21 protein-coding genes are annotated in these 20,017 nt (G+C 69.9%); 8 read left to right on the top strand and 13 right to left on the bottom strand.

The genetic code is table 11. The annotated features are described in order from the left end of the window. On the top strand, positions 1–249 hold a 249-nt coding region (locus AU194_RS22035; RefSeq protein ID WP_059091394.1), incomplete at its 5' end, for a hypothetical protein. A 70-nt stretch (positions 250–319) separates the two neighbouring features. Here AU194_RS22035 and AU194_RS22030 read toward each other — a convergent pair. Then, entirely contained in the window at positions 320–1,927 is a 1,608-nt protein-coding gene (locus tag AU194_RS22030) for a 4-coumarate--CoA ligase family protein (RefSeq protein WP_059091393.1), read from the bottom strand. A gap of 38 nt (positions 1,928–1,965) precedes the next feature. After that, a complete protein-coding gene (locus AU194_RS22025) occupies positions 1,966–2,361 on the bottom strand; it encodes an MmcQ/YjbR family DNA-binding protein (protein ID WP_197417705.1) in 396 nt (131 codons plus the stop codon). Between the two features lie 73 nt (positions 2,362–2,434). Here AU194_RS22025 and ligA point away from each other — a divergent pair, with 73 nt between their 5' ends. Beyond that, positions 2,435–4,513 (top strand): NAD-dependent DNA ligase LigA, encoded by a 2,079-nt coding sequence (ligA, locus tag AU194_RS22020; RefSeq protein ID WP_157576385.1) that lies wholly within the window; start codon positions 2,435–2,437, stop codon positions 4,511–4,513. On the opposite strand, the gene AU194_RS22015 is transcribed toward ligA, so the two are convergent. From AU194_RS22015 to AU194_RS21990, 6 genes are all read right to left on the bottom strand, one after another. Then, positions 4,510–6,069: a polyamine aminopropyltransferase gene (locus AU194_RS22015; RefSeq protein ID WP_059091391.1), complete on the bottom strand. Its 1,560-nt coding sequence runs from the start codon at positions 6,067–6,069 to the stop codon at positions 4,510–4,512. The genes ligA and AU194_RS22015 overlap by 4 nt on opposite strands. Beyond that, complete coding sequence (locus tag AU194_RS22010; protein WP_059091390.1) at positions 6,066–6,521, bottom strand: DUF350 domain-containing protein; 456 nt, start codon at positions 6,519–6,521, stop codon at positions 6,066–6,068. The genes AU194_RS22015 and AU194_RS22010 overlap by 4 nt, the downstream gene beginning before the upstream one ends. Before the next feature lie 23 nt (positions 6,522–6,544). Further along, positions 6,545–6,976, bottom strand: a complete 432-nt coding sequence (locus tag AU194_RS22005) for a DUF4247 domain-containing protein (protein WP_059091402.1) — start codon at positions 6,974–6,976, stop codon at positions 6,545–6,547. Next, the gene (locus AU194_RS22000; RefSeq protein ID WP_059091389.1) at positions 6,973–7,476 is read right to left on the bottom strand and encodes a DUF2617 family protein; all 504 of its coding nucleotides are present in this window, start codon (positions 7,474–7,476) and stop codon (positions 6,973–6,975) included. The genes AU194_RS22005 and AU194_RS22000 overlap by 4 nt, the downstream gene beginning before the upstream one ends. 9 nt (positions 7,477–7,485) lie before the next feature. Next, on the bottom strand, positions 7,486–8,097 hold the full coding sequence (locus AU194_RS21995; protein WP_059091388.1) for a DUF4178 domain-containing protein: 612 nt from the start codon (positions 8,095–8,097) through the stop codon (positions 7,486–7,488). An 83-nt stretch (positions 8,098–8,180) separates the two neighbouring features. Continuing rightward, entirely contained in the window at positions 8,181–8,744 is a 564-nt protein-coding gene (locus AU194_RS21990; RefSeq protein ID WP_059091387.1) for a hemerythrin domain-containing protein, read from the bottom strand. 160 nt (positions 8,745–8,904) lie between these two features. On the opposite strand from AU194_RS21990, the gene AU194_RS21985 reads away from it, so the two are divergent. Continuing rightward, complete coding sequence (locus AU194_RS21985) at positions 8,905–9,159, top strand: hypothetical protein (RefSeq protein WP_059091386.1); 255 nt, start codon at positions 8,905–8,907, stop codon at positions 9,157–9,159. Positions 9,160–9,165: 6 nt separating this feature from the next. Here AU194_RS21985 and AU194_RS21980 read toward each other — a convergent pair whose 3' ends face one another. After that, the gene (locus tag AU194_RS21980; protein ID WP_059091385.1) at positions 9,166–9,834 is read right to left on the bottom strand and encodes a hypothetical protein; all 669 of its coding nucleotides are present in this window, start codon (positions 9,832–9,834) and stop codon (positions 9,166–9,168) included. A gap of 71 nt (positions 9,835–9,905) precedes the next feature. Between AU194_RS21980 and gatC the strand changes: the two genes are divergently transcribed. The 4 genes from gatC to gatB all read left to right on the top strand — a co-directional run bounded on the left by gatC (position 9,906) and on the right by gatB (position 14,362). Next, entirely contained in the window at positions 9,906–10,205 is a 300-nt protein-coding gene (gene gatC / locus AU194_RS21975) for an Asp-tRNA(Asn)/Glu-tRNA(Gln) amidotransferase subunit GatC (protein WP_059091401.1), read from the top strand. Then, positions 10,202–11,683 carry an Asp-tRNA(Asn)/Glu-tRNA(Gln) amidotransferase subunit GatA gene (gene gatA, locus AU194_RS21970; RefSeq protein WP_059091384.1) on the top strand — a complete coding sequence of 494 codons (1,482 nt, stop codon included), beginning with the start codon at positions 10,202–10,204 and terminating at the stop codon, positions 11,681–11,683. Before gatC ends, gatA begins: the two co-directional genes overlap by 4 nt. Positions 11,684–11,773: 90 nt before the next feature. Beyond that, positions 11,774–12,805, top strand: coding sequence for an ATP-dependent 6-phosphofructokinase (locus AU194_RS21965; RefSeq protein WP_059091383.1), 1,032 nt, complete (start codon positions 11,774–11,776; stop codon positions 12,803–12,805). Between the two features lie 51 nt (positions 12,806–12,856). Further along, the gene (gene gatB / locus AU194_RS21960) at positions 12,857–14,362 is read left to right on the top strand and encodes an Asp-tRNA(Asn)/Glu-tRNA(Gln) amidotransferase subunit GatB (protein WP_059091382.1); all 1,506 of its coding nucleotides are present in this window, start codon (positions 12,857–12,859) and stop codon (positions 14,360–14,362) included. 4 nt (positions 14,363–14,366) lie between these two features. On the opposite strand, the gene AU194_RS21955 is transcribed toward gatB, so the two are convergent. Genes AU194_RS21955 through AU194_RS21940 form a run of 4 tightly spaced genes read right to left on the bottom strand, consistent with a single transcriptional unit; the run spans position 14,367 to position 18,659 of the window. Continuing rightward, the gene (locus tag AU194_RS21955) at positions 14,367–15,575 is read right to left on the bottom strand and encodes a DUF1214 domain-containing protein (protein WP_059091381.1); all 1,209 of its coding nucleotides are present in this window, start codon (positions 15,573–15,575) and stop codon (positions 14,367–14,369) included. Continuing rightward, complete coding sequence (locus AU194_RS21950; protein ID WP_059091380.1) at positions 15,575–16,351, bottom strand: sugar phosphate isomerase/epimerase; 777 nt, start codon at positions 16,349–16,351, stop codon at positions 15,575–15,577. The genes AU194_RS21955 and AU194_RS21950 overlap by 1 nt, the downstream gene beginning before the upstream one ends. Before the next feature lie 5 nt (positions 16,352–16,356). Then, entirely contained in the window at positions 16,357–17,520 is a 1,164-nt protein-coding gene (locus tag AU194_RS21945) for a sulfotransferase (protein WP_059091379.1), read from the bottom strand. Beyond that, on the bottom strand, positions 17,517–18,659 hold the full coding sequence (locus AU194_RS21940; RefSeq protein ID WP_059091378.1) for an LLM class flavin-dependent oxidoreductase: 1,143 nt from the start codon (positions 18,657–18,659) through the stop codon (positions 17,517–17,519). Before AU194_RS21940 ends, AU194_RS21945 begins: the two co-directional genes overlap by 4 nt. A 127-nt stretch (positions 18,660–18,786) precedes the next feature. Here AU194_RS21940 and AU194_RS21935 point away from each other — a divergent pair, with 127 nt between their 5' ends. Continuing rightward, positions 18,787–20,016, top strand: a complete 1,230-nt coding sequence (locus AU194_RS21935; protein ID WP_082698781.1) for an acetyl-CoA C-acetyltransferase — start codon at positions 18,787–18,789, stop codon at positions 20,014–20,016. Position 20,017: the final 1 nt, after the last annotated feature.

The following is a 20,017-nucleotide window of genomic DNA, read 5'->3' as shown; positions in this document are numbered from 1 at the left end:
ATGAACAAGTTCGGATTCGCCACCATCATCGCCGGCGGACTGGCCACCGGATTCCTGGCCTTCGCCGCCCCCGCCGGGGCCGCCCCCGCCGGCCCCGGCAACGCCCAAGACACCATCAGCTCCCTGGATGACCGCGGCTACCAGGTCCGCATCAACCAGCAGGGTATGACCAAGCCGCTGGACGAGTCGAAGATCGTGTCGGTCCGCTACGACAACGACGACCGCATCGTCTACGTCACCACCCGCTGACTTTTCGTTGACTCTGCGCACAGGGCGACAAACCCCGAGTGGGGAGTGCCCTGGGCGCAGAGTCAACGCCTCAGCGGCGCAGGTCTTTTCGCAGGATCTTGCCCGACGCGGACTTCGGGATCTCGTCGATGAACTCCACCTTGCGGACCTTCTTGTACGGCGCGACCTGACCGGCGACGAACAACATGACATCGGCCTCGGTCAACGACGCATCGGGCTGGCGCACCACGAACGCCTTCGGCACCTCTTCACCGGATTCGGTGTCGACCACGCCGATCACCGCGGCGTCGGCGATCGCGTCGTGTGAGAGCAGCACCGCCTCCAGTTCGGCGGGCGGTACCTGGTAGCCCTTGTACTTGATCAGCTCCTTGAGCCGGTCGACGATGTAGACGCAGCCGTGTTCGTCGACCTGGGCCAGGTCGCCGGTGTGCAGCCAGCCGTCCTCGTCGATGGTCTCGCGGGTGGCCTTCTCGTTGTTGAGGTAACCGGCCATCACGTTCGGGCCGCGGAACCACAGCTCGCCGGTGGCGCTCACACCGCTTGCGGGGACGTCGATCTCGGCGCCGGTCTCCGGGTCGAGGATGCGGCTCTCCGAGTTCGGCACCGTCCACCCGCTCGAGGACAACGGCGCCACCGTTCCGACGAACCCCGTACCTCCGTCGAACGGCGTGACGTGGCTGACCGGGCTGAGTTCACTCATGCCGTAGCCCTGTACCACCGCGCAGCCCAGCCGTTCGGCGACGGCGTGGCCGAGGTCGGCGTCGAGCGGGGCGGCGCCGGACATGATGCCCTGCAGCGAGGACAGGTCGTACTCGTCGATCAGCGGATGCTTGGCCAGTGCCACCGCGACCGGCGGCGCGATGAACGCGTAGGTGCACTTGTGTTCGGCGATGTTGGCGAGGAATGCGGTGAGGTCGAACCTCGGCATGATCACCAGCGCTGCCCTGGCGTGCAGTGCCGCGTTGAGCAGCACCGTCATCCCGTAGATGTGGAAGAACGGCAGCACGGCCAGGATGCGGTCGTCGGCGGTCATCCCCTGCACGGGGCGGATCTGCGCGACGTTGGCCACCAGGTTGCGGTGGGTCAGCATGACGCCCTTGGGGTTGCCGGTGGTGCCCGAACTGTACGGCAGCACTGCGAGATGCGTCGACGGATCGAAGCTGACGTCGGGCGCCGGATGCCCCGGGCCGAGCAGGTCCGCGGCGTTCGGATGGCCGTCGGCGGCGGCGCCGGGTCCGTCGAGCACGATCACGCGGTCCTTGCTCATCCCGACGGCGGCGGCGCCCTCGACGGCATTGGCCAGCAGCGGTGTGACGGTCACCAGCATCGTGGCCTTGGAGTCGGCCAGCTGTTTGGCGATGTCCTTGGCGGTGAACAGCGCGTTGATCGTGGTGGCCGTCGCACCCGAGCGCAGGATGCCGTGGAACGCGATCGCGAACGCCGCACTGTTCGGGGCGAGCAGTCCGACCACCGAGCCCACGCCCACCCCGCGCTCGGCGAGTGCGCCGGCGAAGGCGTCGATGCGAGCGAGCATCTCGCCGTAGGTGAGGCGCTCACCGGTCGCGGTGTCGATCAGCGCGGTGCGCGCGGCGTCGGACTCGTCGAAGTCGCTGAACAGGTAGTCGTAGACGCTGGTCGTCGGGATGTGGACGTCGGGGTACGGGCTGGCGAAACTCATGGTGCCTCCGATCGAACCATGCCCGGTGGCCGCCGCGGTCAGAGTCCGTCGAGTTGGTCGACCAACCTCTTCGGCGCCACCAGCCGGTAGGACGCGTCGACCAGTTCGCGGACCTCGGCCCAGTCCACGTCGGCGACGTCGAAGTCCAGCCCCAGCCAGCCCGAAGCGCCCAGGTAGGCGGGCAGGAAGAAGCGGTCGTCGGCCTGCAGGGCCGCCCGGTCGGACTCGTCGACCTTGACCAGCACGCAGTGCGACACCGTGGTCATCTCGCCGGTCTGCTTGGTGCTGCCGCCGTACATCGCGAACATCTTGGACACGAAGAACCCGGGCCTGCCGTGTGAGACCTTCTCGTGGGCGCCGGGGAACGCGAGCGCGATGTCCCGCACCTCGGCCAGCCCGAAATCGTCGTCGCGGAACATGATCGGATGGGGCATGACCGCCACGCTAAGACTTGTCGCCCCCCTTCGATAGCCTTCGGGAGTGAGCTCGAAAGACGCCGAGGCGGCGCTGGCGCAGCAGGCCGACGATGCGACGGATCCCGACGTGCGCCGGGAATGGCAGGAGCTGGCCGACGAGGTGCGCGGGCATCAGTTCCGTTACTACGTCCGCGATGCGCCGATCATCACCGACGCCGAGTTCGACACGTTGCTGCGCCGGTTACAGTCCCTCGAGGAGCAGCATCCGGAACTGCGCACCCCCGATTCGCCGACCCAGCTGGTCGGCGGCGCGGGGTTCGCCACCGACTTCACCCCAGCCGAGCACCTCGAGCGGATGCTCAGCCTGGACAACGTCTTCGACCCCGAGGAGCTGACCGCCTGGGCGGGCCGCATCAAGGCCGAGATCGGCGCCGACGCCCACTACCTGTGCGAGCTCAAGATCGACGGGGTGGCGCTGGCGCTGGTGTACCGCGACGGCAGACTCGAGCGGGCCGCCACCCGCGGTGACGGCCGCACCGGGGAAGACGTCACGCTCAACGCGCGCACCATCGCCGACATCCCCGAGCGGCTCACCCCGTCCGACGAGTTCCCCGTGCCCAAGGTGCTCGAGGTGCGCGGTGAGGTGTTCTTCCGCGTCGTCGACTTCGAGGAACTCAACGCCGGGCTGGTCGCCGAGGGCAAGGCGCCGTTCGCCAACCCGCGCAACAGCGCTGCCGGATCGCTCCGGCAGAAGAACCCCGCCGTCACCGCCCGCCGCAACCTGCACATGATCTGCCACGGCCTCGGAAAGGCCGAGGGCTTCACGCCGAAGACCCTGCACGACGCCTACCGCGCACTCAAGGAGTGGGGGCTGCCGGTGTCCACGCACACCACCCGGGTGCAGGGCCTCGACGCGGTCACCGAGCGGATCGCCTACTGGGGTGAGCACCGCCATGACGTCGAACACGAGATCGACGGCCTGGTCGTCAAGGTCGACGAGGTGTCGCTGCAACGCCGCCTGGGCGCCACCTCGCGCGCGCCGCGCTGGGCGGTGGCCTACAAGTACCCGCCCGAGGAGGCGCAGACCAAACTCCTCGACATCCGGGTCAACGTAGGCCGCACCGGCCGGGTCACGCCGTTCGCGTACATGGAGCCGGTGAAGGTGGCCGGGTCCACCGTCGGGCTCGCGACGCTGCACAACGCGTCGGAGGTCAAGCGCAAGGGCGTGCTGATCGGCGACACCGTGGTGATCCGCAAGGCCGGGGACGTGATCCCCGAGGTGCTCGGCCCGGTGGTCGACCTGCGCGACGGCTCCGAGCGCGAATTCGTGATGCCGACCCACTGTCCGGAGTGCGGCACCGAACTGGCCCCGGCCAAGGAGGGCGACGCCGACATCCGCTGCCCGAACTCGCGGACCTGTCCGGCGCAGCTGCGGGAGCGGGTGTTCCACGTGGCCGGCCGCGGGGCGTTCGACATCGAGGGCCTCGGCTACGAGGCGGGGATCGCGCTGCTGCAGGCCGGCGTCATCACCGACGAGGGCGACCTGTTCACGCTGACCGAGGGCGACCTGCTCCGCACCTCGCTGTTCACCACGCAGAAGGGTGTGGTGTCGGCCAACGGCAGGCGGCTGCTGGCCAACCTCGGCAAGGCCAAGGCGCAGCCGCTGTGGCGGGTGCTGGTCGCGTTGTCGATCCGCCACGTCGGGCCCACCGCGGCGCGGGCGCTGGCCACCGAGTTCGGCTCACTCGACGCGATCATCGAGGCGTCCGAGGAGCAGTTGGCCGCGGTGGAGGGCGTCGGCCCGACGATCGCGGCCGCGGTCAAGGAGTGGTTCACCGTCGACTGGCACTGCGCGATCGTCGAGAAGTGGCGCGCGGCCGGGGTGCGGATGGCCGACGAACGCGACGCCAGCATCGCCCGCACGCTCGAGGGGCTCTCGATCGTCGTGACGGGCTCGCTGACCGGGTTCTCCCGCGACGAGGCCAAGGAGGCGATCATCGCCCGCGGCGGCAAGGCCGCCGGCTCGGTGTCGAAGAAGACCGCCTACGTGGTCGCCGGGGATGCGCCCGGGTCGAAGTACGACAAGGCCATCGAACTCGGTGTGCCTGTCCTCAACGAGGACGGGTTCCGCGCCCTGTTGGAGAACGGGCCGCAGGAGCCTGCCGACTAGCGGTAGCCCGCGCGGATGTCGTCGACGATGCGGGGGTGGTCGAGCGTCGACGGCTCCAGGCGCCGTGGGGCGACGTCGGCGGAGAACACCGTCGCGGCGTCGAGCACCTCCTGATTCAGAAACCGCAGCGGCTCAACGCCTTCCGGCATCGTGGGCACCGGCGGCGCCGCACCGCGGCGGGCCAGCGCGAATCCCCAGTCCCCGAACGTCGGGACGTGCACGTGATACGGGGTGACCGCGAAGTCCGCGGACTCGATCGTCGACACGGTGCGCCAGAACGCCGTCGGCGTCGAGAACGGGCTGCCCGCCTGCACCACCATCAGCCCGTCGGGTCTCAGCGTGCGCGCCACCAGCAGATAGAACTCGGTCGAGTACAGGCGGCCCAGCACCGGGGTGTCCGGATCGGGCAGGTCCACGATCACCGCGTCGAACGTCCGGTCGGCGGTGCGCAGCCAGGTCATCGCGTCGTCGACGACCACGGTGACGCGCGGATCGTCGAGCGCGCCGCGGTTGGTGTCGCGCAGCGTGGTGCGGGCCAGGTCGATCACGGCGGGATCCAACTCCACCTGGGTGATGTCCCGAACGGTGTTGGCCCGCAACAGTTCCCGGGCGGCCAATCCATCGCCGCCGCCGAGGATCAGCACCGACTGCGCCCCCTGCCCGAGTGCGGGATACACGAGGCTCTCGGTGTAGCGGAATTCGTCGCGGGTGGAGAACTGCAGCCCACCGTCGAGGTAGAGGCGCATGTCGTCACCGCGGCGGGTGACCACGATCTCCTGATACGGCGACCGGGCGTACGCGACGATCGGGTCGGCGTAGAGCCGCTGGCGCGTGGTGGTCTCGACGCCGTCGGCGCGGAGCAGCAGCGTCACCAGCAACACCAGCGCCGCACTCAGCACACCCAACGCGACACCCAGTTGCCGCCCGGAGACGATGCGGCGCAACAGGAACACCGCGACGACGGCCGCCGCGATGAGGTTGATCATCCCGGTGGCCGCCGCGCCGCGGATCATGCCGACGTGGGGGAGCAACAGGAACGGCCACAGCAGGCCGCCGACCAGCGCCCCGAAATAGTCGGCGGCGTTGAGGTTGGCCAGCACCCGGCCGCTGTCCGCCGCGCCCGCGGTCCGCCCGCGCTGCAGCAGCGTCATCAGCAGCGGCACCTCGGCGCCGACCAGCCCGCCGATCAGCGCCGTACCGACCACCAGCACCCACGTCGACCCGCCGATGAACGCGAACACGACGTACAGCGCGGCCGCCGACAGCCCGCCGATCACCCCGAGCAGCGTCTCGACCGCGATGAACGTGATCGCGGCGTGCCCGAGCAGCGGTTTGACCGCGAGCGCACCCGCGCCCAGCGCCGCCACGTAGCCCGCCACGATCAGCGACGTGGCGACGATCCCGCCGCCGTGCATGCTCGACGACAACGTCAGCAGCGCCAGCTCGTAGACCAGTCCGCAGGCGGCGCAGGCGGCGACCGCGGCCAGCAGCAACGCCCGCCAGCGGGTACTGGCCGCCGACTCGGAGTCGAGAAGCGAAGGGTCCGTCGCCGTCATGACAGTGCGGCGGCGTTCACCCCTCCCACCGCCAGCAGTACGACGGCCGTCGCGATCGCCGAGGGATGCAGGCGGTCGGCTTCGATGAGGTCGCGGAACCGCCCCGGGACGACGCCTTCGAGGATCACCAGCGCCACCCCCTGCAGCGCGACGCCCACCAGCCCGTAGACGAGTGCCTCGAGCAGCCCCTGGGCGAGTTCGCTGGAACTGGCGATGATCGCCGAAACCACCACGATCGCCAGCGCGGCGTACATACCGGACGCCACCGCCACGGCGTTGGGCCGGTACTCGACGAACACCAGGTGGCGCAGCCTGCCCGGGGTGAGCAGATCGACCATGGCGAATCCGGCGGCCAGCACCAGCGCGCCGATCACGAAGTACAGGATCGCGGCGACCACGTTCTGCGCGAGGTTCTCTGCGCTGATGGTGCCGAACTCGACGGCCAGGTACATCGGGTGCTCCTTCGTGGGGGGTGTCACTTCGTACCGTCCGGACCGCCCGGGCTGCCGCCCGACCCACCGGACGGTGAACCGGGGAAGAAGCCGGGGCCGAGGAAGATGAAGCCGCCCGAGCTGTAGCGGGCGCCGAGGTCTTCGACGCGGACCGTGCACGGCCGGGTGCCGTCGGGTCCGACGATGACGATCTCGTCGTCGTAGCGCAGGTAAGTGATGCCGCGGTCGGTGGTCCGCGCCTCCGGCGGCACCCGGGCGGCGATGTCGTCGGCGACCGCGCTCGGCGAGCCGGTGCACTCGTAGTTGTCGCCGTCGGCGTCCCCGGAGTACCGCGAGTAGTTGGTCGCGACGTCGTTGCGGATGTTGCCGCCCATCATCGACATCCCGAGCAGCAGACAGATCACCCCGCCGACGGCCAGTGCACCCGACAGCGTGAACAGTCCGGTGCGGGTCACGGCCGCCACCAACTGGTGGTCGTCACTGCCGTGCCGCCGTGGTCACCGGGGTACAGATGCCAGGTGTGCCACCGCCATCCGGGTCCGTCCGGCAGCGCCCGCAGCACGGTCAGCGCGGCGTCGTCGCCGGGGAACCGGCCGCCGAGTGTCTGCCGATCGGTCAGGCAGCGGCGGCGCAACCGTGCCGCGAGCTCGTCGAAAACCGGTGGGGCACAGGTCATCGTCCGCGCGGTGAAGCGGTAGCCGGCGGTGCGGAAGCGGTCGGGCAGGGCGCGACCGTGGGTGTGCGCTGTGCACGAGACCTCCTCGCTGAATAGACCGTCGGGATGGTCCACGGTGACGACGTGCGACGCCCCGAGCACCCCGAGGACCAGCGCGCCCGCACTCTCGTGGGTGAGCCGCATGCTGGCGAGCGCAGCGGGGACGGGCGCGTTGAGCGCGAGACCGAGTGCGGCTCCGTCGACGTCAGTGGGGGCCACGGCGAGTTCGTGGAACGGCAACGCGGTGTCCTACGAGCCCGGCGGGGGTGCCGGATAGACGGTGAGTTCACCCGCGCGAACGGTCCGGCCGATCGAGACCTCCCACGGCATCTCCGGCGCCCAGCGCTCGAAGCCGAGGAACGTGTCGCCGGCGTTGTTGGCGTAGTCGACGAACTCCATGTCGCCGCCCGGCGGCAGACCGGTGGTGCCCTCGGTGGTGTAGGAGGCACGTCCGCGTTCGGTGATGACGTACCCGACGCCGTCTACGACGTGCGGGGTGTCGGGCTGGAGCTGGAGGTCGGGTCGGCGGGTCCACATCGCCAGTTCGAGGCGGCCCTCGTCTTCTTCCACGCTGAACCAGATCGGTTCGGCACCGCCCTCGAGCAGATGCTCCCACCACACGAAGGGGCCTTGGCGCAGCGTCACCGACCCCCGCACCACGTAGTCCACGCCACCGTGGCTGACGATGGCGCCCGGCCCGAGTTGGCGCGGCCCGAACTCCTGGGGTGTCGCGAACTTCAGCGGGTCGGAGCGTTGGGGTTGCGGTTTGGAGGTCTTCTTCGACCGCTGGAATGCGAGTACCAGCGCGATGACGGCGCCCGCGAACAGCGCGATGGCCAGGATGATCAGCAGCGTGCCCACAGGAACCTTCCAGACGGCGGCCAGGAAACGGTCTCGATCGACCGTAACAGCCGCCGCCCGGAGGGTCGGTCAGGAAGGTGCGGTCACGCGGCGCCGCGCAGGGCGTCGCGGGCGCGGTCCAGCAGCGAGGCGAAGGGGCCGAGCGCGAAGTTCGCCGTGGCCGATTCCACCCCGGCGTGCGGGTGCGTCGGGGCGATCCGCTCGGCGACCTGCACCGCGACCGCGAGGCGTTGGAGTTCCTCGGCGTCGAGATGCTCGGTCAGGAGCGGGAACTCCTCGACCTCTTCCTTTTCGGCGTGCTCGAGGACCGCGGCCTGCAGATGGATCAGCCCCTTGCTGAACTCCGCGGTGTCGATGTCGAGTTTCTCGAGTTCGCTCAAGGCGACCTTGGAGTCGTGCTCCTCGGCCAGGCGGGCGTCGACGACGGCGCCGGCGCTCTCGATCTTGCGGCGCACCCGGGGGTGCACCATCATCTCCTCGGCCGTCTCGTGGACGGCGAGCATGGTCCGCAGACGGGTGAACTTCTCCCGCTTGGTCTCCGCGTCGGCCGCGTCGAGCGTCTCGGTGAACAGTTGCCGGATCGTCTCGTGCTGCGACTTCAAGTAGTCGACGACGTCCTGACCGGTGCTGATGGGCTTGGAAGCCACGCGAAAAACCTCCGCATGTCGTATGGAAAAGGTCGGCGCGGTGGGCTGGGCGCCGCCGATCCAATACCCGTGGTGCACATGGGCGAAACGGTTTGGCGCTCAGCCGCACGGGAACCCCAGGGGTCACTTCGACATCAGGGCGACACTTGGGAGGAAGTTCATGGCGATCTGCGACACCTGCGGCAACCACTACGACAAGGCGTTCACCGTGACGTGGGCCGACGGACGCAGCGCGACGTTCGACAGCATCGAGTGCGCGGCGATGCAGATCGCGCCCGAGTGCGCGCACTGCGGCTGCCGGATCCTCGGCCACGGCATCGAGACCGAGGACGCGATCTTCTGCTGCGCCCACTGCGCGCGGAAGGACTCCAACGCCGACGTCAACGACCGTTATCCGGTGCCGGCCAGCGGCTGAACGCGCTCAGCGCAGGATCGTCGCGACGATCTTGGCGAGGTAATCGAGCCGGTCGACCTCCGAGGGCCGGAACGCGGGCCCGCCCGCCCGTCCGAGCACGAGGGCGGTGTTCGGGTCGCCCAGCGGGGCCGCCGCCACCGTGGTGTCCATATCGCGCCACACCTGCGGCATCCAGTCATCGGTGGCATCCAGTGCCGCGGCCTGCTCCAGCGGCAGCCAGGGCGCGCTCTCGGCCTGGGTCTCCGGGGCGCCGTGGCTGCCCACAACCCGGTGCACCCCGGTCTCGTCGACGTGGACGACCGTGCACCAGCCGACGCGCAGCACCCTCGGCGCCTCGTCGACCAGCGTCTGCAGTTTCTCCGAGCGTCCCTTGGCCTCGGCGACGTGTTCGATCAGTTCCAGTTCGCGGTGCGCCTCGAGCAGGCCGGTGTGCGGGCGGATCGTGTCGACGTAGACGCCGCTGAGGCTTTCGGCTGCGGTGATCACCGCGTCGGGCATCGTGCCCGCGGGTAGGTCGACCACCAGATCGTCGATCGCGTATCCGGCGAGTCGTTCCACCACGTCGAGCGAGAGGATGTCGGCGCCGACCGAGCCGAGCGCGACCGCCAGAGAGCCGAGGCGGCCGGGCCGGTCCTCGATCTGGACGCGCAGCAGGTACGAAGGCACGGCGACCACTTTGGCACGGACCGCGGACTGAAGCGACTCGCCAAACCGCCGCCGGCGGCCCCCGACTAGGCTTCGTGGTCGTGTCCCAGATCTCCCGAGACGAGGTGGCCCACCTGGCCCGACTGGCCCGCCTGGCGCTGAGCGATGACGAACTCGACAGCTTCGCCGGCCAGTTGGACGCCATCCTGGACCATGTCAGCGCGATCCAGTCCGTCGACGTCGCCGGTGTGAAGCCGACCGGCAACCCGCTCACCGACGTCAACGTCACCCGCCCCGACGTGGTGGTGCCCGGCCTGACCCAGGCCGAGGCGCTCGACGCCGCGCCGGATGCGGTCGACGGCCGCTTCGCCGTGCCGAGGATTCTGGGGGAGCCGGAATGACCGAACTGATCCGCGAGACCGCAGCCGTGCTGGCAGGCCGCATCGCCGCGAAGGAGATCTCGGCCACCGAGCTCACCCAGGCCTGCCTGGACCAGATCGCCGCCACCGACGACCGCTACCACGCGTTCCTGCACGTCGCGGGAAACAAGGCGCTGGCCTCGGCGGCGCGGGTGGACTCCGCGGTGGCCGCCGGTGAGCGGTTGCCGTCGCCGTTGGCCGGGGTGCCGATCGCGCTCAAGGACGTTTTCACCACCACCGACATGCCGACGACGTGCGGTTCGAAGATCCTCGAGGGGTGGCGCTCCCCGTACGACGCCACCGTCACCGTGCGGCTGCGCGCCGCGGGCCTGCCCATCCTCGGCAAAACGAACATGGACGAGTTCGCGATGGGCAGCTCCACCGAGAACTCCGCCTACGGGCCGACCCGCAACCCCTGGGACGTCGACCGCGTCCCCGGCGGGTCCGGCGGCGGCAGCGCGGCGGCGCTCGCGGCGTTCCAGGCGCCGCTGGCCATCGGCACCGACACCGGCGGTTCGATCCGCCAGCCCGCGGCACTGACCTCCACCGTCGGGGTGAAGCCCACCTACGGGACGGTGTCGCGGTACGGGCTGATCGCCTGCGCCTCGTCGCTGGACCAGGGCGGCCCGTGCGCCCGCACCGTGCTCGACACCGCGCTGCTGCACCAGGTGATCGCCGGCCACGATCCGCGCGACTCGACCTCGGTCGAGGCCGAGGTGCCCGACGTGGTGGCCGCCGCCCGCGAGGGCGCCACCGGCGATCTGCGCGGGGTGCGGGTCGGTGTGGTCAAACAGCTCAGCGGCGAGGGGTACCAGCCGGGGGTGCAGGCGTCGTTCACCGCGGCGGTCGACCAGCTCACCGCGCTGGGCGCCGAGGTCGTCGAGGTGGACTGCCCGAACTTCGACCACTCGCTGGCCGCCTACTACCTGATCCTGCCGTCGGAGGTGTCGTCGAACCTCGCGCGCTTCGACGCGATGCGCTACGGTCTGCGCGTCGGCGACGACGGCACGCACAGCGCCGAAGAGGTGATGGCGCTGACCCGCGCCGCCGGCTTCGGCCCAGAAGTCAAGCGCCGCATCATGATCGGCACGTACGCGCTGTCGGCCGGGTACTACGACGCGTACTACAACCAGGCGCAGAAGGTCCGCACGCTCATCGCCGGTGATCTCGACAAGGCCTATGAGAAGGTCGACGTCCTCGTCACCCCGGCCACCCCGTCCACGGCGTTCCGCCTCGGCGAGAAGGTCGACGATCCGCTGGCGATGTACCTGTTCGACCTGTGCACGCTGCCGCTGAACCTGGCCGGGCACTGCGGGATGTCGGTGCCGTCCGGGCTGTCGCCGGACGACAACCTGCCCGTGGGTCTGCAGATCATGGCGCCCGCACTGGCCGACGACCGGCTCTACCGGGTGGGTGCGGCCTACGAGGCCGCGCGCGGCCCGTTGCCCACCGCGATCTAGGGCGCCGACCGCACGGTTGGTGTACGCGTCGACCGGGTGCAACGGTGAACAACCGTGCGCTCGGCGGCCTGGACAGGGAGAATAGGGGCTATGCGCATCGGAGTTCTCACCGGCGGTGGTGACTGTCCCGGCTTGAACGCCGTGATCAGGGCGGTGGTCCGCACCTGCGATGTGCGCTACGGCTCCTCGGTCGTCGGCTTCCAGGACGGGTGGCGCGGACTGCTCGAGAACCGGCGGATCCAGTTGCGCAACGACGACCGCAACGACCGTCTGCTCGCCAAGGGCGGCACGATGCTCGGCACCGCGCGCGTGCATCCGGAGAAGCTGCGCGCCGGGCTCGACCAGATCAAGCAGACCCTCGACGACAACGGGATCGACGTGCTGATCCCGATCGGCGGTGAGGGCACGTTGACCGCCGCGCACTGGTTGTCCGAGGAGAACGTCCCCGTCGTGGGGGTGCCGAAGACGATCGACAACGACATCGATTGCACGGACGTCACTTTCGGCCACGACACCGCGTTGACGGTGGCCAGCGAGGCGATCGACCGGCTGCACTCCACCGCCGAATCGCATCAGCGCGTCATGCTGGTCGAGGTGATGGGCCGCCACGCCGGCTGGATCGCGCTGAACGCGGGTCTGGCGTCCGGGGCGCACATGACGCTGATCCCCGAGCAGCCCTTCGACGTCGAAGAGGTCTGCCGGTTGGTCAAACAGCGCTTCGTGCGCGGGGATTCGCATTTCATCTGCGTGGTGGCCGAGGGCGCCAAACCCGCCGAGGGCACCATGCAGCTCCGGCAGGGCGGGATGGACGAGTTCGGCCACGAGAAGTTCACCGGGGTGGCACAGCAACTGGCGATCGAGGTCGAGAAACGGGTCAACCGCGACGTGCGGGTGACCGTCCTCGGCCATGTCCAGCGCGGTGGCACACCCACCCCGTTCGACCGGGTGTTGGCCACGCGCTTCGGGGTCAACGCCGCCGACGCCGCCCACGCCGGCGAGTTCGGGATGATGGTGTCGCTGCGGGGTCAGGAGATCGGCCGGGTGTCGCTGGCCGACGCGACCCGCCAGCTCAAACTGGTGCCGCAGTCGCGCTACGACGACGCCGCCGAGTTCTTCGGCTGACCGGGTACGCGGCCTCGGGCCGCGCCGGACACCACAACTAAGATCGAGGTCATGACGGTGACATCGGCGGCTGAACTGCTCGACTACGACGACGTGGTGGCCCGCTTCGAACCGGTGATGGGTATGGAGGTCCACGTCGAGCTCTCGACGGCGACCAAGATGTTCTGCGGCTGCGCCAACGCGTTCGGCGCCGAGCCCAACACCCAGGTCTGCCCGGTGTGCCTGGGGCTGCCGGGTGCGCTGCCCGTGCTCAACCAGCAGGCGGTGGAGTCGGCGATCCGGATCGGGTTGGCGCTGAACTGCGAGATCGCGTCATGGTGCCGGTTCGCGCGGAAGAACTACTTCTATCCCGATCAGCCGAAGAACTACCAGATCTCCCAGTACGACGAGCCGATCGCGTTCAACGGCTACCTCGACGTACCGCTCGACGACGGCAGCACCTGGCGCGTGGACATCGAGCGCGCGCACATGGAGGAGGACACCGGCAAGCTCACCCACCTGGGCAGCGACACCGGCCGGATCGCCGGGGCGACGAACTCGCTGGCCGACTTCAACCGGGCCGGGGTGCCGCTGATCGAGATCGTCACCAAGCCGATCGAGGGGGCGGGGGAGCGGGCGCCCGAGATCGCCCGTGCCTACGTGACCGCGCTGCGCGATCTGCTGCGGGGCCTCGACGTGTCGGACGTCCGCATGGACCAGGGCTCGATGCGCTGCGACGCCAACGTGTCGCTCAAACCGATCGGCCAGGCCGAGTACGGCACCCGCACCGAGACCAAGAACGTGAACTCGCTGAAGAGCGTCGAGGTGGCGGTGCGCTACGAGATGCGCCGCCAGGCCGCGGTGCTGACCTCTGGCGGCACGGTGCACCAGGAGACCCGCCACTTCCACGAGGACGGGTACACCTCACCCGGCCGCAGCAAGGAGACCGCGGAGGACTACCGCTACTTCCCCGAACCCGACCTCGAACCGGTCGCGCCCGACGCCGACCTCGTCGAGCGGCTGCGCGGCACCCTGCCGGAGCTTCCGTGGTTGACGCGCAAGCGGATTCAGCAGGAGTGGGGTATCTCCGACGAGGTGATGCGCGATCTGGTCAACAACGGCGCGATCGAACTCGTCGCCGCGACCGTCGAGCACGGGGCGTCCAGTGAGGCCGCGCGCGCCTGGTGGGGGAACTTCCTGGTGCAGAAGGCCAATGAAGCGGGAGTGGCGGTGTCCGATTTGCCGATCACCCCGGCCCAGGTGGCCGCGGTCGTCAAACTGGTCGACGACGGCAAGCTGTCGAACAAGCTGGCGCGCCAGGTCGTCGAGGGTGTGCTCGCCGGTGAGGGCGAACCCGAGAAGGTGATGGCCGACCGCGGACTCGAGGTGGTGCGCGACGATTCGGCGCTGCAGGCCGCCGTCGACGAGGCACTGGCCGCCAACCCGGGGATCGTGGAGAAGATCCGCGGCGGCAAGGTGGCTGCTGCGGGCGCGATCGTCGGTGCAGTGATGAAAGCCACCAAGGGGCAGGCCGACGCGGCGCGCGTACGTGAGCTGGTTCTCGCCGCCTGCAGCTGACCGCTCACATGCGGTGGCGGGACCGGACCCCGTTGAACCGCGCCCACATCGCCTCGGTGCGCTGCTGCGGGGTCACGGTTGCGGTGTGCGGCGGGAGCGCCTCGGCGAGGTCCGCCCGGGCGACGATGTGGGTGCGCAGTGCGGCGGGTGCCCCGGTCAGCATGTGGCGGTAGGTGACGTTGCCGCGGCGGAAACCCTGGGTGTCGAGCCAGTTGTGGTAGCCGGGGTCGTCGTGGGCGAGCACGATGCGATTCGTGCCGTCGGCGTCGGTCACCGTCCGGCTCGGGGTGTAGGACACCGGGCGGTACAGGTAATCCATGCTGTTGAAGAACACCCCCATGTTGGTGAGCATCCACAGCCCCTCGTGCGCGTCGAACTCGATGATCAGCGCCTCGTCGGCGGCCAGCTCCCAGTACATGTTCGCCGCCGCGCGGCCACGCTTGTCGTCACCCGCCGCGGCGTCGACGGCCGGGAACCGATTGGGGTGCGCGGCGTCGACACCCCCGTGGGTGAACGGGAACTCCGGCCAGTCGGTCATCACGCCGTGGACGAAGTCGCCGGCCCACGCGATCGCGGCCACCATGTCGTCCGGGGTCGGCAGCGGACGTGGCGACGTCATGTCGATACGTTCGATCCGCAGCTCGGCGGGCCGTTCGTCCCACCGGTCGAAACCCTGGCGGATGAACAGCTTTCGGGATCCGGGGGTGGTCGGCAGCCAGTTCGGCCCACGCCGCGGTCCGCCGACGTAGCACTCGAACGTGCCGTCGGGCTCCGTCGTCAGCTGATGGCCAAGCAGGTTCGCCTCGGGGACGTCGCCGAACGGTTCGTGCAGCACCCCGGGCCCCTCGGGACGCGGCCCCTGCACGGTGATGTTGAAAAACGGCGCGGTGCCGCGGTTTCCGGACAGCCGGTAGGTGTGGGCGCCGTCGATCCACGCCTGGTGATACGTGAAGTCGGCGCTGTCGCCGCCGAGTTTGCGCAACGGTGTGCAGAAGGCGTGCACGATCGGGTAGCCGGTGTCGGCGGTCTCCAGCGCCAGGTCGAACGCCTGCCCGAGGTTCTGCGTGAGGAAGCGCAGCGCATCCACCCGCTGACTACCCGACGTCGCGTTGTGGTCCTTGAACACCTGCGCCCCAGCCGCTTTCAAGCGGTCGCAGAACCCGTCCCACGCCGCCGCCAGCGCGGCGTCGTCGGGTCCGTCCCCGAAGGCCATCAGCGCGCCACCCGGTCCAACAGCGCGCCGACGGTCTCGCAGGCGCGCCGCGCCGCCGCCATGCGACCCTCGGCCTCGATGCGGGGGCCGATGAGTTCGAGGTCGAAACCGTGGGCGTAGCCGCCGGCGAGCACCTGGGCGACGAACGGTTCGATCGGGATCGCCCCGTCACCCGGTACGGCGCGGGCGGGCAGTGCGCGGTCACCGAGGACGTAGTCGCTGAGTTGCACGAGTTCGGTGCGGGGCAGGGCGCGTTCGACCAGGGCGGGCAGGTCGGCCTCGGCCCAGCAGTGAAACAGGTCGATACAGATCCCGAGGCCGGCCATCTCGGCCAGTGCGATGGTGTCGCGCAACGAATGCGCGATGTGCAGATCGGCGTACAGGCTCGACGCGTTCTCGATCGCGAGCGCGACACCGCGGGCTCGGGCGTGCGCCGCGCAGGGCGCCACCGCGGCGCAGAACTCCTCGGCCGCCTCCCGCCACGTCAACGACCCCCGGCCGCCCGTCAGCATGTAGATCATGCGCGCCCCGGTGCCGGCGGCCGCATCGATCACCGCGGTCAACGCCGTCCGTGCGTCTTCCCGGTCCGACTGCAGATGCCCGCCGGCGAACAGGTGGTAGACGGCGTCGATCCGGTGCCCGACGAGTTCCTGGTCCGCCAACTGGGAGTCGAGGATGCTCAACCGCGTCAGACCCAACGCCTCCCACCGTGCGTGCAGCGCCGCGGGGGAGTCCCCGTAGAACGTCACGCTGTGCACCGACAGCCGGTCGTGCATCGAGTTCAGTCCCGTTTCTCGATCGGCACGCCGAAGCGCTCGCGGAACGGCCGGAACTCCTCGTTGAGCGCGTCGATGTCCTCACCGATGTCGGTCAACAGCGATGTGGAGTACCGGAACTTGCCGTACCGGTCACCGCGGTTGTGCGCGAGGTAGTGGCGCATCGCGGCCTCCGCCGCGTCGGTCAGGGTGCGTCCGCGGAACTCGTAGTAGGCCCGCACGGTCGCAACGGGATCGGCGACGAAGTCGGTGTAGCGGACGTGGTGGATCCGCGGATCGTCGACGAGCGGATGGCTCATGGTGTTGGCGATGCTCGCGCGGGTGAGCTCGAGGTGCATCTTCGCCGCGGCCTTCAGGTCGATCGGTCCGACGATGCCGTCGAGGATGTCGGCCATCATCATGGTGCGCGACGCGGCGACCTGGACCGGGTCGCGGTGCAACCACATCAGCGAAGCATCGGGATACTCGGCGAACAACTCGGTCAATCGGAAGCCGTGAAAACCCTTGAGCACCCAGTACTTCGGCGGCCTGCCGTACTGACACTGCTGCAGCATCGCCTTGTGGATGCGGTACTGCGCGGCCGGATCGGTCGGCAGCCCGCCCACGACGGTCTGCATCGGCACCCGCCACCACGCCGTCGGCGTCATCACCCGGAAGTCGAACGCCCACGTCCGTTCGTCCTCGGGCAGACCGTCGCCGAGCATGTCGTTGTACGGATGGCTGTGCAGCCATTTGGGCGTCTTCGCGTTGATCTCCCGCCAGTCGGCATCCGCGCGGGCGCGCCGCGGATCGTCCGGTGCGGCCAGGCCGGGTGGCGGCGACGGATACATCAACTCCCAGAACCGCAGCGCCCGCGCATCCGGATCCACCGACAGCAGCGCGTGCATCAGCGTTGTGCCGGAACGCGGTTCGCCGGTGACGAACATCGGCCGGTCGATCACCTCGGCGGCGACCGGGTACCGGTCGCGGTCGGCGAAGAACTCCAGCCGGGTGGTGAGCAGCCAGTGGCAGACCTCCGCGGCCCGCCGCAGTCCGTCGGCGTCCATGCCGAGCCCGTTGAGGTGGTCGACCGCGACTCCGAAGCGCGCAGGCAGCGTCGGATCGCCGTAGTCGTGCAGTCCGGTGGCCGTCTCGGCCCGAGCCAGCAGGTCCTGCGCGACCAACGTCATACCAGCACCCCACACAGTCGCAGCAGTTCGTCCTCGGTCTCGCGCACCCGGTCGGCGGAGCCCGCGGCGTGCCGCAGCCCCGCCATCGCGCCGTAGTCCATGATCTTGGGCACCCGCAGCCCGGCGTCCACGTACTCTTTGACCGTCCGCGCCACCTGGGCGGGGGTGCCGTGCGGCAACACCGCGAGGAGCGCCTCGGGCTCTACGCGGGCCAGGAAGTCGACGATCCGCTCGCGGGTCAGTGTCGCCGGGTCGATGTCGTGGAAGCCCCGCCAGCCGCCGCCCATCGGATGCTCGAACCCGAACCCGCGCAACGTCTCCGCCGACACCTGCAGCAGGAACGCCTTGACCAGCGGTGCCTGCAGGATCTCGGCGAGTGCGGCGTCGTCGGCGGCGATGAGGCAGATCTGGATGTAGCACGGCGTGATGGCCAGCGGGTCGCGCCCGGCGCGGTCGGCCGCGGTCCGCACGGTGGCGAGCATGTCGGCGTAGTGGCCGGGCGTCCATGCGCCGGCCGGCCACCAACCATCGGCGTACCGACCCGCGATCTCGAGCATCCGGGGCCCGCTGGCGCCGATCCAGATCGGCGGCACCCGGCCGCCGAACGGTTCGGTGTCCAGCCGCGCCTGATGCAGCCGGTAGAACCGGCCGGTGAAGTCGACGGGCCCGTCGGACTGCCACAGCAGCCGGATGACGTGTAGCGCCTCCTCGAACCGGCTCACCGGCCGGTCGAAGTCGAAGCCGTAGGGGAGGATGTTCTCGCGTTCACCGCTGCCCAGCCCGAGGATGAACCGGCCGCGCGCCAGGTGGTCGATCGTCAGCGCGCTCTGCGCCAGCGACGCCGGATGCCGCCGGACCGTGTCCACGACGGCGGTGGCCAGCGGCGTCGACTCGGTGAGCACGGCCGCTGCGGCGGCCACCGCCATCCCGTCGAGATGTCGGTGGGGGGACGGCGACGCGGTCGCGAGGTCGGTGAACTCCGGGGTCCAGATCGAGTCCGGCCAGAAACTCACCATGTGGTCGGGCAGCCAGATCGAGTGATAACGGCCGCTGTCGAGGGCCGGCAGCCCGCTGAGGTCCAGCGGCAGGGTGGAGCGCAGGAACGCGGCGGGCTGGACCGTCGGCGCATCGCTGGGCACTCGCACAGCTTAGGGGCGGGTCGTGATTGCCCTACACCTTTTCGGAGAATAGTCTTCTCTCGATACGCAAAGGCATTCTCGGGCATTCTCGCCCTTGCCGCCGGCTCGCGACGAGGGGAGCTGCCCGATGACGGAGGCCTGGATTCTCGATGCCGTGCGCACGCCGCGCGGACGCGGGCGCGCCGGCGGCGGCCTGCACGGCGTCCACCCACAGGAGCTTTTCGCCCAGTGCATGCGCGCCGTGACCGCGCGCGGGGGATTCGAACCCGGCGAGGTCGACGACGTCGTCGCGGGCAACGGGCTGCTGGCCGGTGAGCACGGCGACGACATCGCACGGCTGTCGCTGCTGTTGGCCGGCTGGCCGGAGACGGTCCCGGGCATGACGCTCAACCGGTTCTGCGGTTCCGGTCAGCAGGCGGTCACCGTCGCCGCGGCCGGGGTGGCCAGTGGTGCGCAGGATCTGGTGATCGCGGGGGGTGTCGAGTCGATGTCGCGCTGGAACGTGACCGTCGGCTCGCCGACCATCGACGGCGACAATCCCGCCTTCCGGGAGCGCTATCCGACTGTGCCGCAGGGAATATCCGCCGACTTGATCGCGTCGCTCGAGGGTTTCACCCGCGAGGACGTCGACACCTTCGCCGCGCAGAGTCAGGCCCGGGCCGAACGCGCCATGGCCGAGGGGCGGTTCGACCGATCGATCATCGCGGTCACCGCCGCCGACGGTGCGACACTGCTCGACCGTGACGAGCATCCGAGACCCGGGACGACGGTGGAGAAACTCGCCGCACTGCGCCCGGCGTTCGCCGCGATGGGAGAGTCCGGTGTCGCGGGGGAATCGCGCACCTTCGACGAGATCTGCCTGGACCGGTACCCGAAGGTCGAGCGCATCGACCACGTGCACCATGCGGGCAACTCGTCCGGAGTGGTCGACGGTGCGGCCGCCGTGGTGATCGCTGCACCGGAATGGGCGCGCGCACAGGGCATCTCACCACGGGCGCGGATCCGTGCGACCGCCGCCATCGGTAGTGAACCGATCATCATGCTCACCGCCCCCGGCCCGGCCGCGCAGCGCTGCCTGGCCAAGGCGGGGATGCGCGCGGCCGACATCGACCTGTGGGAGGTCAACGAGGCGTTCGCCGCGGTGCCGCTCAAGACGATCCGCGACCTCGACCTGAATCCCGAGCGGGTCAACGTCAACGGCGGCGCGATCGCGCTCGGCCACCCGATCGGCGCCACCGGCGCGATGCTGATCGGCACCGTGCTCGACGAACTCGAACGCCGCGATCTGGCCACCGGCCTGGTCACCATGTGCACGGGCGGCGGCATGGGCACCGCCACGATCATCGAGCGGATCTGAC

This window comes from Mycobacterium sp. GA-2829 (genome assembly GCF_001499965.1).
Taxonomy (GTDB): Bacteria; Actinomycetota; Actinomycetes; order Mycobacteriales; family Mycobacteriaceae; genus Mycobacterium.
The sequence above is the reverse complement of the archived record's forward strand: the minus strand, read 5'-3'. Positions and strand labels throughout refer to the sequence as shown.